At 60.5% G+C, this 13,603-nt stretch carries 13 protein-coding genes; 3 read left to right on the plus strand and 10 right to left on the minus strand.

Annotation, left to right across the window (positions count from 1 at the left end):
- The first annotated feature begins 106 nt into the window (after positions 1–106).
- From QPJ95_RS05410 to QPJ95_RS05420, 3 genes are all read left to right on the plus strand, one after another.
- The gene (locus QPJ95_RS05410; protein ID WP_270919302.1) at positions 107–1,183 is read left to right on the plus strand and encodes an NAD(P)/FAD-dependent oxidoreductase; all 1,077 of its coding nucleotides are present in this window, start codon (positions 107–109) and stop codon (positions 1,181–1,183) included.
- A complete protein-coding gene (locus QPJ95_RS05415; protein ID WP_270919303.1) occupies positions 1,183–1,842 on the plus strand; it encodes a DUF938 domain-containing protein in 660 nt (219 codons plus the stop codon). Before QPJ95_RS05410 ends, QPJ95_RS05415 begins: the two co-directional genes overlap by 1 nt.
- 74 nt (positions 1,843–1,916) lie before the next feature.
- Positions 1,917–2,252, plus strand: a complete 336-nt coding sequence (locus tag QPJ95_RS05420) for a carboxymuconolactone decarboxylase family protein (protein ID WP_270919304.1) — start codon at positions 1,917–1,919, stop codon at positions 2,250–2,252.
- 85 nt (positions 2,253–2,337) lie between these two features.
- Here QPJ95_RS05420 and QPJ95_RS05425 read toward each other — a convergent pair whose 3' ends face one another.
- The 10 genes from QPJ95_RS05425 to QPJ95_RS05470 form a co-directional block, all read right to left on the minus strand.
- Complete coding sequence (locus QPJ95_RS05425; RefSeq protein WP_270919305.1) at positions 2,338–2,964, minus strand: class I SAM-dependent methyltransferase; 627 nt, start codon at positions 2,962–2,964, stop codon at positions 2,338–2,340.
- A gap of 3 nt (positions 2,965–2,967) precedes the next feature.
- Positions 2,968–3,720, minus strand: coding sequence for a CDP-diacylglycerol--serine O-phosphatidyltransferase (pssA, locus tag QPJ95_RS05430; RefSeq protein WP_270919306.1), 753 nt, complete (start codon positions 3,718–3,720; stop codon positions 2,968–2,970).
- Positions 3,721–3,723: 3 nt separating this feature from the next.
- A complete protein-coding gene (locus QPJ95_RS05435) occupies positions 3,724–4,416 on the minus strand; it encodes a phosphatidylserine decarboxylase (protein WP_270919307.1) in 693 nt (230 codons plus the stop codon).
- A 331-nt stretch (positions 4,417–4,747) separates the two neighbouring features.
- On the minus strand, positions 4,748–7,246 hold the full coding sequence (locus QPJ95_RS05440) for a GcvT family protein (protein WP_270919308.1): 2,499 nt from the start codon (positions 7,244–7,246) through the stop codon (positions 4,748–4,750).
- Between the two features lie 233 nt (positions 7,247–7,479).
- The gene (locus QPJ95_RS05445; RefSeq protein ID WP_270919309.1) at positions 7,480–7,872 is read right to left on the minus strand and encodes a hypothetical protein; all 393 of its coding nucleotides are present in this window, start codon (positions 7,870–7,872) and stop codon (positions 7,480–7,482) included.
- A gap of 115 nt (positions 7,873–7,987) precedes the next feature.
- Positions 7,988–8,302 carry a hypothetical protein gene (locus QPJ95_RS05450; RefSeq protein WP_270919310.1) on the minus strand — a complete coding sequence of 105 codons (315 nt, stop codon included), beginning with the start codon at positions 8,300–8,302 and terminating at the stop codon, positions 7,988–7,990.
- A gap of 129 nt (positions 8,303–8,431) precedes the next feature.
- Entirely contained in the window at positions 8,432–9,835 is a 1,404-nt protein-coding gene (locus QPJ95_RS05455) for an FAD-binding oxidoreductase (RefSeq protein ID WP_270919311.1), read from the minus strand.
- Positions 9,836–9,937: 102 nt separating this feature from the next.
- The gene (gene ggt / locus QPJ95_RS05460; protein WP_270919312.1) at positions 9,938–11,734 is read right to left on the minus strand and encodes a gamma-glutamyltransferase; all 1,797 of its coding nucleotides are present in this window, start codon (positions 11,732–11,734) and stop codon (positions 9,938–9,940) included.
- Between the two features lie 60 nt (positions 11,735–11,794).
- On the minus strand, positions 11,795–12,343 hold the full coding sequence (thpR, locus tag QPJ95_RS05465; protein WP_270919313.1) for an RNA 2',3'-cyclic phosphodiesterase: 549 nt from the start codon (positions 12,341–12,343) through the stop codon (positions 11,795–11,797).
- A 30-nt stretch (positions 12,344–12,373) separates the two neighbouring features.
- Positions 12,374–13,360, minus strand: a complete 987-nt coding sequence (locus tag QPJ95_RS05470; RefSeq protein ID WP_270919314.1) for a 2-hydroxyacid dehydrogenase — start codon at positions 13,358–13,360, stop codon at positions 12,374–12,376.
- Positions 13,361–13,603: the final 243 nt, after the last annotated feature.

The raw sequence follows: 13,603 nt of genomic DNA on the forward strand, positions 1-13,603 counted from the left end.
TGGCCGCTTTTGGCTTTCTCAACTGGAATGGCCATGCCATGCTCCGTGAAACCCGCAATTGTGGATGCCACTGCGGCTGACAGATTAGACTAACAGGACCAAATGCATGACTGATTTCATCGTTATCGGCGGCGGTATCGCCGGCATCAGCACGGCGGCACGGCTGTCAGAGCACGGCACCGTCACCGTATTGGAGATGGAAGAGGCACTAGGCTATCACGCCTCGGGCCGCTCGGCGGCGATGTTCGAAGAGAACTACGGCAATGCGTCCACCGTTGCGCTGAACCGCGCCAGCGCTAACTATCATCACAGCGCCAATGGCGGCTATCTGACGCCGCGCGGGCTTTTGCTGGTGGCGGCGGCGCATCAGGCGCAGGGCTTTGCCGACGATCTGGTCGCTTTGAACCTGCATCAGATCTCGATGGACGAGGCCCTGTCGCATATTCCGATCCTGAACCCGGACCGGGTGACGCAGGCCGCCCTTCATTCGGATGCGCTGGATCTTGATACAGATCGCATGATCCAGGATTTCGCCAGGGTGGTGCGTGCGGCTGGCGGTCAGGTGATCACCAAGGCAGCGGTCACCGCCATCAGCAAGACCGACCACGGCTGGCAAGTCACCGCGGGCGGCACGGTCTACGAGGCCAGCCAGCTGGTCAACGCCGCCGGAGCTTGGGTCGATCAGATTGCAGTCATGGCCGGAGTCGCCCCCATCGGCATCACTCCCCTGCGCCGCTCCATGGCCCGGCTGCCCGCTCCGGGGGGGCATGATGTGACCAATTGGCCGATGCTGATGGGCGTGGGTGAGGCCTGGTACGCCAAACCGGACGCCGGTAAGTGGCTGGTCTCTCCCGCTGATGCGGATCTGGTCACGCCGCATGACGCCTATGCCGACGACATGGTGCTGGCCGAGGGGCTGGCCCGCTACGAAGAGATGGTCACTGAACCGGTGACACGGGTAGAAAACAACTGGGCCGGGCTGCGCAGCTTTGCTCCGGACAAGGCGCTGGTGCTGGGGCCAGACCCGGATCAGCCGTCCTTTATCTGGAGCGCGGCGCAGGGTGGATATGGCTTCCAGACCGCCCCCGCCGCCTCCCGGCTGGTGGCCGACCTGGTCGCAGGCTGCACACCCGAACTAGGGGCCGAGATCATCGCGCAATTGTCACCGGCCCGGTTTCGCTGATGCCCATCCGATCAGTCCCCGGCAGTGCCTCGGTCGCCACGCCTGAGGGTGGCAAACTGTTTGCTCCTTCGGCCGCCACCAACATGGGCGCGCTGGGGGATCTGTTAGCGCGGGTGGCGCCGCTGCAGGGGCGCGCGTTAGAGATCGCCAGTGGCACCGGCCAGCATGTGGTGGGCTATGCCTGCCGCCTGCCCGGCCTGACCTGGCAACCCACCGAAGTCGACGCAGCGCGCCGCGCCAGCATCGACGCCTATGCCCGCGAGGCCGATCTGGGCAACATCCTCACCGCCCGCGCGCTGGACGCCACCTCACTTGGTTGGGGCCGCCAGCTGAATGGGTCGCAGGATCTGATCGTGCTCAGCAACCTGCTGCACCTGATCAGCGAAGGCGAGGCCCGCATCCTGATCTCTGAGGCCGCAACGGCGCTGGCGGAAGATGGCCGCCTGCTGATCTACGGCCCCTTCATGCGCAGATCCGCGCTGACCAGCGATGGCGACAGAGCCTTTCACGCCAGCCTGACCGCCCATGACCCCGAGACCGGTTATAAGGATGATATTGAGACCATAGGCTGGTTGCAGGACGCAGGGCTGGATGTGCTCGAAACCGTCGAGATGCCTGCCAACAATCTGGCACTGATATCAAAAAAGTCACCAATCTGATCTGGATCAAAGAGGCGCGAAGATTTCGGCCCTACGCATTCATCAACTGGAATGTGTAATATGAAGGATCAGACATGAGCTGGCAGGACAAACTGAAAGACACTCGCAAAGGATTGCGTACTCTGAACGGCGCCATCCCCGAGGTGACCCAGGCCTTTGGCGGGCTGGGCAAGGCGGTCAAACAGGGGGGTGTTCTGGACTTCAAAACCAAAGAGTTTGTGGCCCTGGGCATCGCGGTAACCGGGCGCTGCGAAGACTGTATCGGCCTGCACATCGAGGCGCTGATCAAGGCCGATGCCAGCCGCGATGAAATTGCCGATGTGCTGGCGATGGCGATCCAGATGGGCGGCGGCCCCGCCATGATGTACGCCGCCAAAGCCATGACCTGCTATGATGAGCTGACCACCTGAAAACCGACCACATGGCCGGTGCCCCCTGCGCGCCCTCTCTAACGGGACGCGCAGGGGGCTATCTAAAATCCAACGCGCGGCATGATCACGCCGCCTGGGATTTCTCCAGCACCAGAAAAGTCATCATGCCCATTGGCGGCAGGGATTTACGTTCGACCACCGACAGGCACGGCTCTCCCAATACTGTGCTGACGTCAAAATCCGAGTGCCAGCCCAGCAGGTTTGAAAACGGTGCCGATAACCGCTCAACCGCCGCCAGAAAGCCCTTGTCGCGGGCAAAGTGGTTGGTGATCACGATATGACCGCCGGGCTTGCAGACCCGCGCCATTTCCGACACCACCCGCTCGGGCTCGGGCACCACCGAGACAATATGCATGGCCGCCACGGTATCAAAATGATTGTCCGGAAAGTCGAGATTGCGCGCATCCATCTGTTGCAGGCTTGTGACGTGCTTCAGCTCTTTTTTGCGCACTTTGATGCGGGCTTTTTCCAACATGTCATCGCTGAAATCGATGCCCGTGACGTTCATTCTTGAATCGTAAAACGGCAAGGCCATTCCGGTTCCGACCCCAACCTCAAGCACTTTGCCGCCACTGCGCTGATTGACATAGGCAACTGAACGGCGGCGGCCGACATTGGTGATCGCCCCAAACGTCTTGTCATAGACCGGTGCCCACCTCGCATAGGAGGTCTTCACTGCATTGATGTCCATGATCTACCCTTGCTTTGTCTTCAATTTCCTGGACGCACGCAGGGCCCAGAGAATACTTAAAATATACAAAACATTCAGAAATACCAGCGTAGCCCAGAGATAGGTCAACAAAGCGGCCACCAGCAGCACTGCTCCCAGCACCACAAATTTGGCCTTGTCCCGCATGATCGCCAGGTTCTTAAACGAATAGGTCGGTATGTGGCTGATCATCAAAAGACCAACAGCCACCGTATATAACGCAATCAGCAACGGCGGCAGCGATGGCATCTCCGGGAACAGGAATGAGACAAACATCGGCAACATAACTAGAAATGCGCCTGCCGGGGAGGGCACCCCAACAAAATAGGACGTGTCCACTGTATCGTCGCCCGACTTGCTGGAGACATTGAAGCGGGCCAAACGCAACACGCAGCAGATCGCATAGACCAGCACTGCGATCCAACCTGCCCGGCTCATGTCCTGCAGCCCCCAGACATATAGGATCAGTGCCGGGGCGACGCCGAAATTGAGAAAGTCAGCCAGCGAGTCCAGCTCGGCTCCGATCAGCGACTGCGCCTTGAGCAAGCGGGCCAGACGGCCATCAAAGCCATCCAGCACACAGGCCAGCAGGATCAGATAGACCGCCCGTTCAAAATCACCCTGAAAGCCAAACCGTATCGCCGTCAGACCGGCGCAAATGGCGGCAAAGGTCAACAGGTTTGGCAGCAGGTGCACAATCGGCAGATCAGCTCTTGGGCTATGGGAACGGTCACTCATGGCTTATCCAGTCCGGGCAATACGGGCGGCTTCCTGCGCGGTGAAATCGGCAATCACGCTTTCACCCGCCACCATGGTTTGACCTAAGCTGACCAGCGGCTCCACACCTTCGGGCAGGTAAACATCCAGCCGCGAGCCAAAGCGGATCAGACCAAATCGCTCGCCGGTCTGCATCAGCTGCCCCTTGCTGACGAAACAAACGATCCGGCGGGCCACCAGACCAGCGATCTGCACCACAGCGATCTGTCGGCCATCAGCCATTTCGATGCACAGGCTGTTGCGCTCGTTATCGACGCTTGCCTTGTCCAGCGAGGCGTTGAGGAACTTACCCGGGCGATAGCCAATGGCGAGGATCTTGCCCGCGATTGGCGTCCGGTTCACGTGGCAGTTGAACACGCTCATGAACACGCTGACGCGGGTCAATGCCTGATCGGACATCCCCAGTTCCGCAGGCGGCACCGCCTTTTCGATCAGCGACACAATGCCATCCGCCGGGCTGACCAGCAGCCCCTCGCGGGTCGGCGTGGCGCGCTTGGGATCGCGAAAGAAATAATAGCACCAGACCGTTAGACCAACGCCAATCCAGCCCAGGAAATCCGCCAGCAGAAACAACACAAAGGCAATTGCCGCAAAAATGGCGACGAATTTGCGGCCCTCGGGGTGCATCGGTTTAATAAATGTATCGCGCATCCGCATGGAGCATGTCGCCTTTTGGTGGGGGATAGTCGCTTTTTGCCCACCCCTACGGGAGGTACAACACGAATATCCAAATTATGCGCTGCCGACGGCCAGGCGCTTGATTTTGCTTAGCCCCGTTTACGCGGAGCAGCGACAAACAGCAAAGATATTTAAAAAGGTTGCAAAAAAGAACAGGCATTGCGCCGCGCGATGCGCGTCGCCACGGGCCAAGCAGGCCGCGCCAAAGGCGCGGCCTGCTTGGCCCAACGGGAGGTGGCAGATTTTCAATCTGACGCGGACGGGCGGGAGAGCCGGGTTGCGGCGGCTCCCCCCACTCAGAGTTTTGTGGTCAGCCCGTCACCCGGATGGTTGCGTTTTTGGGGTCATAGGGGCTGTCGGCGGTGACCTCGGCATCCCACAACTGGTCCAGCATCTTAACCTTCAGCCGGGTGCCCGGCACCGCCAGCTCGGGTTTGACATAGCCCATGCCGATCGATTTCTCGAAAGCCACCGAATAGCCGCCCGAGGTCAGGCGACCAACCCGCTCACCTTCAGGAGTATAGAGCACTTCGCGGCCCCAGGGATCGGCATCCGCCGGGCCGTCAATCAGCAGGGTACAGCATTTCACCCGCACCCCGGTTTCGACCATGGCCTCCTTGCCGTGGAAGTCCTTGGACAGGTCGATAAAGCGCGGCAGGTCTGCCTCGGCCGGGGTGGCATCACGGCCCAGCTCGGTGCCAAAGGCGCGATAGGACTTCTCCAGCCGCAGCCAGTTCTGCGCCCGCGCACCAACCAGCTTCATACCGTGTTTCTCACCGGCCTTTTCCAGCAGGTCGAACAGGTAGTTCTGCATCTCGATCGGGTGGTGCAGCTCCCAGCCCAGCTCGCCCGTATAGGCCACACGGATCGCATTGACCGGGCACATGCCCAGCTCTATCTGACGCGCCGACAGCCATGGGAAGCGTTTGTTGGACAGGGCGCTGTCCGGGTCCGCATCAACGATGATCTCTTTCAGCACATCACGCGATTTGGGGCCGGCGATGGCAAAGACGCCCCATTGGGTGGTGACATCCTGGATCTCGATATAGCCGAACTCCTCCATTTTGTCTTCGGCGGCCTTGCGCAGGAAGTCGGCGTCGTATTCGGTCCAGGCGCCAGCCGAGACCAGATAGTAGTTATTCTCACCGTTGCGCACGATGGTGTATTCGGTGCGGGTGGTCCCAAAGTTGGTCAGCGCATAAGTCAAGTTGATGCGGCCGATTTTTGGCAGCTTGTTGCAGGTGAACCAGTCCAGAAATTGAGTGGCACCGGGGCCCTTGACGACGTGTTTGGTGAACGCAGTGGCGTCAACCAGGCCGACACCCTCGCGGATTGCCTTGGCCTCTTCGACCACATGTTTCCACCAGCCACCGCGACGGAAGCTGCGCGACGCCTCGTCGTTGAAGCCAAGCGGCGCATAGTAGTTCGGGCGTTCCCAGCCGTTGACCCAGCCAAATTGCGCGCCGCGCTCTTTCTGGCGGTCATAGGCCGGCGAGGTGCGCAGGCCGCGCGCGGCGGGGCGCTCTTCGTCCGGGTGGTGCAGGGTGTAGACGTGCTCGTAGCATTCTTCGTTCTTGCGGGCGGCAAATTCGGTGGTCATCCAGCTGGAGGAATAGCGTTTTGGATCCAGGCTTGCCATATCGATCTCGGCTTCGCCGTCAACCATCATCTGGGCCAGATAATAGCCGGTGCCACCGGCGGCGGTGATGCCAAACGAGAAGCCTTCGGCCAGCCACATGTTGCGCAGGCCGGGGGCCGGCCCCACCAGTGGGTTGCCGTCAGGCGTGTAGCAGATCGGGCCGTTAAAGTCGTCTTTCAGACCGGATTCCTCGCAGGAGGGAATACGGTGGATCATCGCCATATATTGCTCTTCGATGCGATCCAGCGCCAGCGGGAACAGGTCAGCGCGGAAACTGTCGGGCACGCCGTGCTCAAAACAGACCGGCGCGTGTTTTTCATAGACCCCCAGAATCCAGCCGCCGCGTTCTTCGCGCACATATGACTGCGCATCGGCATCGCGGATCACCGGGTGCTCGGGATGGCCCTCTGCGCGGTATTTCACCAGATCGGGATCCTGGTCCATGACGATGAACTGGTGTTCAACCGGGATCGCAGGCATTTTGATGCCCAACATCTTGGCGGTGCGCTGTGAGTGGTTGCCCGATGCAGTCACCACGTGTTCGGCGGTGATCACCACTTGTTCGTCCGAGGGCACCAGATTGCCGCCCTGTTCGACCATTTTGGTACAGGTGACTTCCCAATGGGTGCCGGTCCAGTGAACCGCATCCGCCTGCATCCTGCGCACGATTTCCACACCGCGCTGACGGGCCCCTTTGGCCATCGCCTGGGTCATATCAGCCGGGTTAATGTAGCCATCGGTGGCGTGATAGATCGCGCCTTTCAGATCATCGGTCTTGATCAGTGGCCAACGCGATTTAATCTCGTCCGGGGTGAGCCACTCATAAGGCACGCCGCAGGTTTCAGCGGTCGAAGCGTAGAGCTTATATTCGTCCATCCGCTCGTCCGTTTGCGCCATGCGCAGATTGCCGACCACCGCAAAGCCAGCGTTCAGACCGGTTTCTTCTTCCAGAGACTTGTAGAAGTCGACCGAGTATTTGTGGATATGGGTTGTCGCATAGGACATGTTGAACAGCGGCAGCAGGCCAGCTGCGTGCCAGGTTGAGCCTGATGTCAGCTCGTCCCGCTCCAGCAGCATGACGTCGTCCCAGCCTGCTTTGGCCAGGTGATAGGCAATCGAGGTACCAACGGCACCGCCACCGATGACCAGGGCTTTGACTTGAGTTTTCATGGGGCCGTTCTCCGACAAATATGACTCGCTTTGGTACCGTTATGCCCAAGCCAAAGGTCACGGGCCAAATCCATCCGACGCATAAACCGGCAAAACCGACCTCACAGGCCATTCGTCGGTATATTTTCCGGGGGGCTGTTGGGATTTGAGTATTTTTGGCAAAAAGAAGCCGCGGGACTCTGTGCTGCCACAACCGCAAAGCCGCGGGAATTTTTTGTATTTATGGAGGCGCCTTAGCAGTTCAGGATGGTGCCGCGCCGGACGCAGCCGCCAGCAGCGCGGTGGGAAGTGGCGCGCGCTGTGGCGCCGGCCAGCCCCTTGTTGACGCGGACACCGATCCTGTCTTGGCGCTGATCTGGATTGGTCATCAGCTGCGGCACCGTTGGGTCGATAGGCTTTGCTGCGCTGGAGGGCACCCAGTCCGGGGTCATCTCGGCAATGGCGGACAGGTTGATGCTGGAAACGCCCTCAATCGCTGCCAAGCGCCTGCTGAACAGGCTGGCATACTGCACCGCCCCCATCTGGCCAACGGGGATCTGGGCGCGGCGCGACTGCTGAGTGTAATCAGCGCCGAGAACGACCAGGCCACAGGTTGCGGCAAAACAGATATTCTGAGCAATCGCCATCAGGATTCTCCATAAAGGCGCGGTGGGTAAGGGTTATATCCCGAGGGCTATATGCTTGAAAACTTCGACATTAATGCGGCGCGGGCAAGGCATTTTGACTGACTTGCTGCGGGCGCTATTGACAGGTCAGCGCGGCGGCGCGGCGGATACAGATGGGGGTCGGCGCCGCCGCGCTGCCTGGCGCCCCGGCGCCTGTAGCGGGGTCGGACTGGGGGCCAGACTGGGGGTCGAACTGGGGGTCGAACTGAGGGCCAGCACGCGCCCCCGGTGCCGCGGGTCGGTTATAACGCGCCTGAACAATGACACTATAGGCCTTCATGCTCAGCTCACCGGGGCCCAGACCGGCCTTTTGGCTCTGCATGTTATAATCCACAGCCACCACCGCCTGGGTGCAGAAGGCCACAATCCCCAATGATTTCCGCAACCCCATCTGCCTGCTCCCAAAATGGCACCCTCACCCTGCGCCATCTGGTACAGGGTGATCCGGTGCAAAATTATGGCAGGTTGCAACGGCGCACATCGCGCCACCTGGGCGGTACAAGGGGACGACTAATAACCCTTAATCAATCAGGATCTTGCCGGGGTTGAGGATGTTATCCGGGTCCAGAGCCACCTTTATTGCGGCCATATAGCGGGTTGTTTCGCCCAATTCCGCCTTGAGATAGCCGCGCTTACCCTGACCGATGCCATGTTCTCCGGTGCAGGTTCCATCCATCGCAATCGCCGTTTGGTTCAACCAGGAAACGAAGTCACCGGCGCGGGCGCGCTCTTCTGCGTTGTCGATATCAATCAGCAGCAGGCAGTGAAAGTTTCCGTCACCCACATGGCCGACAATGGGGGAAAGCAGTCCCATATCGGCAGCTTTTTCCTGCGCGGCCACAACGCATTCTGCCAGCCGTGAGATCGGCACACAGACGTCGGTGGAGATCCCCTTGGCTCCGGGGCGGATCTGCAAACTGGCCCAATACATATCGTGACGCGCCTGCCACAGCTTGTTGCGCTCCTCAGTGGATGCGGTGGTGGCGATGTCAAAACCGTTGAACTCCTCGGCGATGGAGCTGAAGGTCTCGGCCTGCTCGGCAACGCCGGCATCGGATCCGTGGAATTCAAGCAGCAACAGCGGCGTTTCCGGCAGTTCCAGCTTGGAATAGGCATTGGCGGCCTTGACGCTCATCTCGTCCAGCAGCTCGATGCGGGCAACCGGGATGCCATACTGGATCGTCATCATCACCGCGCGGCAGGCGTCATCTATGCTGCGGAACGAACAGCGGGCCGAGCTGATGGCCTCGGGGATGCCCTGCAATTTCAGCGTCAGCTCGGTGATCAGACCCAGGGTGCCCTCGGATCCGACCATCAGCCGCGTCATGTCATAACCCGCCGAGGACTTCTTGGCCCGTTGCGCGGTGCGGATCACCGTGCCATCCGCCATCACCACCTCCAGCGCCATGACGTTGTCCTTCATGGTGCCATAGCGCACCGCATTGGTGCCCGAGGCCCGGGTTGCTGCCATGCCACCAAGCGAGGCATTGGCGCCGGGATCAATGGGAAAGAACAAGCCCTGATCGCGCAGGAAGGTATTGAGCTGTTCACGGGTGACGCCGGGCTGCACCACAACGTCCAGATCCTCGGCATGTACCGCCAGGATCTTGTTCATCTGGCTGGTATCGACGGAAATACCACCGGCGGGGGCGTTCACATGGCCCTCCAGCGAGGTGCCGGTGCCGAAGGGAATGATCGGCACGCCGTATTCAGCGCAGGCTTTGACGATCTGCGACACCTCGGTTGTGTCAGCCGGAAAGACCACCGCGTCGGGCATCTGGTTTTCGATCCAGGTGGTGGTATGGCCATGCTGCTCGCGGATCGCCGCGCCGGTTTGCAAGCGATCCCCAAAGAGCTGCTTGAGCACGCCGATGGCGGCCTTGATCCCGGCCTCGTTGCGCGGAAGGGCGGTTGCATGCGCCATAGATAGTCTCCTTTTAGGCGGCACCCGAGTGCCACAACTTCACAGGTTAAGTTTAAGGCACTGCCGCAAGGCAGTTCAATACCCAACCCCCGGTAGCTGCCCCTATTCGCCCAGCGCGATGCCTTCGCGGCGGGGATCAGCCGCGCCCAACAAGTGATCGCCGATTTCAATCGCGTGCAGCCCCGAATTCAGGCTGCGCAGCTTCACCTCATAGCCCAATCCGGTCAGCGCTGTTTCCATTTCGGCGGCACCCGTCTCCTCCTCAAGATCATAGCTGCCGAACCGGTTCACCGCATGGGGTAAGGCGACCGCCTGCTGTATGTTCAGCCCCCAATCGGCCCAGGCAATGATCGAACTGGCGACATAGCCGATGATGCGGCTGCCGCCAGGGGATCCGATCACCAGCACCGGCTTACCCTCTTGCATCACAATCGTTGGGGCCATCGACGAACGGGGCCGTTTTCCCGGTTCCAGCCGGTTGGCAATCGGCACCCCATCGCGGTGGCTGCGGAATGAGAAATCGGTGAGTTCATTATTGAGCAGGAACCCATGCACCATAAGGCGCGAGCCAAAGGCGTTTTCAACGGTTGTCGTCATCGACAGCGCATTGCCATATTGATCAACGATCGAGATGTGCGAGGTCGACGGCAGCTCGATCGACTCGTCATCAGCCCACAATGGATTGACCTGCGCATGATCAAACTCGGGCGACCCTGGGGCCACTTCGGCCAGCGCCTCATCACCGGATAGCAAGGCGGCCCGTTGGGTCAGGTATTCGGCGTCCAGCAGACCGTTTGTGGGCATCGGCACATAATCACTATCGGCCATGTAGCGGCCCCGATCCGCAAACGCCAGCCGCGAGGCATCGCCGATCAACCGCCAGCTTTCGGGATTATCAGCGCCCAGCGCTGCCAGATCATACTGCCCGACCATACCCAAAATCTGACCGACGGTCAGCGCCCCGGACGACGGTGGTCCCATGCCACAGACCTCAAAGGCGCGGTAACTCACGCAGACAGGTTCGCGTTCCTTCACCTGATACAGCGCCATATCCATCGACGATAAAACACCGGGGTTGCCCGGTGCATGGGTCACTGCGCCGACGATCTCATCTGCAATCCGGCCAAAATAAAAGCCGTCTGCGCCCTTCTTTGCCAAAACGCCCAATGTATGCGCGTAGTCCTTATTGATCAGCAGATCGCCCGCCTGCAGCGCGACGCCATCCGGGAAGAAATAGTCCGCCGTGCGTGAAAACCGCGACAGCCGGTCTGCGTCACGTTCAATCAAACCGGCCAGACGTGGCGACACGGTAAACCCATCCTTAGCCAGCCGGGTTCCTGCCTCGAACAACGAAGACCATTCTGCGCGGCCCCAACGGCGGTGCGCCTCCTCCATCAGCGCCGGGGTGCCGGGGGTGCCAACCGAACGGCCACCTACAACGGCATCAAAGAATTTCAGTGGCTCACCATTTTCATCCTGAAACAGGGTAGGCGTTGCCGCCAGCGGCGCGGTTTCGCGGCCATCCAGCGTTGTCAGCTTGCCGCTGGCAGCGTCATACCAGACCAGAAAGGCACCACCCCCCAACCCCGAGGACTGCGGTTCCACCAGTCCCAGCACCGCTTGCACAGCCACCATCGCATCCGCCGCTGAGCCACCGGCGCGCAACACCGCAGCGCCGGCCTCAACCGCATGCGGGTTGGCGGCGGCGATCATCCAGTTGTCGGCCTGTACTGGCTGACCTGCCAGTTTGGCCTGAAGCGAGGCCGCCACAGCAGGCGACAGCGCCTCGAAGGCTCCGCTTGTTGCAGCTTCCGGGGCAACACCGTCCGCCGCTTGTTGAGCGAATGCCTGAGTTGCAATTGCTGTACTGGCCAGCAGGGCTAGAAAAACGTGACGCATAATGACCTCCATCCAAAACGAATAGGGGGAGCCTAGAGCGATCTGACACAGAACTGAACCTTATTGGAACTTAAACCCGTAACTTGCCATTTGCTCGTGAATAGCGCCGTCGCGGTGCAGTTTGGACTGAAACAGCGAAAACCCGGCAACCGAGAACCCCGGCAGATCCACCTGAGAATGGGTGGCGATAAACCCCTCCAGACGCTCGGTCTCGCGCCAGGACAACCCACGCCCGAACCGCGCCAGCGTCACATGCGGGTTGTAGCGTTGCCGGGCCAGCACAATGCCGACGCGATGGGCGGCGCGGCGCAACTGCTGATGCAGATCGCTCAGCGCCTGACTTTCGGCGATGCGGGCATAGAGGATCTTGGGCGCTGCCGCACCAAAACAGCCAAGCCCGTCAAAGCCCAGTTCAAACTGCGGCGCCGGGATAGCTGCCAATTCATGGTGCAGCTCTTGCAGTTGCGCCTCGGACTGATCGCCCAGAAACACCAGGGTAAGATGCAGGTTTTCCTCCGCCATCACCCGCCCCACCGGCAGGGACAGGCTCAGCTGTGACAGGGCAAAGGTAACGTCTTCAGGCAGCTCAATCGCCACAAAGGCACGCATCCCGTTTCCCCCTGCTGTATCCGCTGCGGATCAGAGCATCCCCGGCACCACCTGATCCGGTGGCCGGTGGCCGTCCTCGAATGTCTTGATGTTCAACAGCACTTTTTCACCGGTCTCAATCCGACCCTCAACGGTGGCGGATCCCATATGCGGCAACAGCACCACGTTGGGCTGCTCGCGCAGGCGTGGGTTGATGTTGGTGCCCTTCTCATAGACATCCAGACCCGCGCCGGCGATCTCGCCTGCGCGCAGCATCCGAGTCAGCGCCATTTCATCGATCACTTCCCCGCGTGAGGTGTTGACGATCACCGCATCCGGTTTCATCAGCTTCAAGCGGCGGGCGTTCATCAGGTGAAACGTCGAGGGAGTCGATGGGCAGTTGATCGAGATAACGTCCATCCGCGCCACCATCTGATCGAGACTCTCCCAATAGGTGGCCTGCAGCTCGGCCTCGGTCTCACTGCGCAGGCGGCGGCGGTTGTGGTAATGCACCTGCATACCAAAGGCAGCTGCCCGGCGGGCCACCGCCTGACCAATGCTGCCCATCCCCAAAATGCCCAGCCGGCGGCCAGCCATGCGACCGCCCAGCAGTGCCGTCGGCGACCAGCCCTGCCAGTCACCTTTTTGCATGATGGCCAGACCCTCGGGGATGCGACGCACCACAGCCATGATCAGCGCCATGGTCATATCGGCGGTATCATCGGTCAGAACACCGGGGGTGTTGGAGACCAGAATGCCACGCTGTCGGGCGGTATCCACATCAATGTGATCGACCCCGGCACCAAAATTAGCGATCAATTTCAACCGCTCACCCGCCTGCCCCAGCAACCGGGCATCAATGACATCCGTTACCGTCGGCACCAGAACATCCGCCGTTGCCATCGCCTCGACCAGTTGCGCCCGGCTTAAGGGCGTGTCCTCGCTACGCAGAGTGACATCAAACAATTCGCTCAACCGCGTCTCGACCGGTTCCGGCAACCGTCGCGTTACGACAACACTCAGACGTTCTCTTGCCACTGATCCACTCCCATAGCTTTTCTAACTAGCCTGCTTTGTGCCATCGTGGCGCAGGATGGCAGAGGGCACAAGAACCCTTGCACCTCATCGACGCCAAGTGACGCAGTTTTCTGGAACCAGCCCGCGGGACCCCCGGCAGAGGCAACGGCAAGAAATGCATCTGGCGCGGTGGATTACGGGCAACAATGACAAGAGCGAGCAGCGGGCAGTGACAGTTTCGGTTTCCAGATTGCGCCTATGGGT

Source organism: Parasedimentitalea psychrophila (genome assembly GCF_030285785.1).
GTDB lineage: Bacteria > Pseudomonadota > Alphaproteobacteria > Rhodobacterales > Rhodobacteraceae > Parasedimentitalea > Parasedimentitalea psychrophila.

What these genes read in the sequence shown, in the direction of transcription:
- QPJ95_RS05410 (WP_270919302.1), top strand. Translation starts at nt 107, where the DNA reads ATGACTGATTTCATCGTTATCGGCGGCGGTATCGCCGGCATCAGCACG.
- QPJ95_RS05415 (WP_270919303.1), top strand. Translation starts at nt 1,183, where the DNA reads ATGCCCATCCGATCAGTCCCCGGCAGTGCCTCGGTCGCCACGCCTGAG.
- QPJ95_RS05420 (WP_270919304.1), top strand. Translation starts at nt 1,917, where the DNA reads ATGAGCTGGCAGGACAAACTGAAAGACACTCGCAAAGGATTGCGTACT.
- QPJ95_RS05425 (WP_270919305.1), bottom strand. Translation starts at nt 2,964, where the DNA reads ATGGACATCAATGCAGTGAAGACCTCCTATGCGAGGTGGGCACCGGTC.
- pssA (WP_270919306.1), bottom strand. Translation starts at nt 3,720, where the DNA reads ATGAGTGACCGTTCCCATAGCCCAAGAGCTGATCTGCCGATTGTGCAC.
- QPJ95_RS05435 (WP_270919307.1), bottom strand. Translation starts at nt 4,416, where the DNA reads ATGCGGATGCGCGATACATTTATTAAACCGATGCACCCCGAGGGCCGC.
- QPJ95_RS05440 (WP_270919308.1), bottom strand. Translation starts at nt 7,246, where the DNA reads ATGAAAACTCAAGTCAAAGCCCTGGTCATCGGTGGCGGTGCCGTTGGT.
- QPJ95_RS05445 (WP_270919309.1), bottom strand. Translation starts at nt 7,872, where the DNA reads ATGGCGATTGCTCAGAATATCTGTTTTGCCGCAACCTGTGGCCTGGTC.
- QPJ95_RS05450 (WP_270919310.1), bottom strand. Translation starts at nt 8,302, where the DNA reads ATGGGGTTGCGGAAATCATTGGGGATTGTGGCCTTCTGCACCCAGGCG.
- QPJ95_RS05455 (WP_270919311.1), bottom strand. Translation starts at nt 9,835, where the DNA reads ATGGCGCATGCAACCGCCCTTCCGCGCAACGAGGCCGGGATCAAGGCC.
- ggt (WP_270919312.1), bottom strand. Translation starts at nt 11,734, where the DNA reads ATGCGTCACGTTTTTCTAGCCCTGCTGGCCAGTACAGCAATTGCAACT.
- thpR (WP_270919313.1), bottom strand. Translation starts at nt 12,343, where the DNA reads ATGCGTGCCTTTGTGGCGATTGAGCTGCCTGAAGACGTTACCTTTGCC.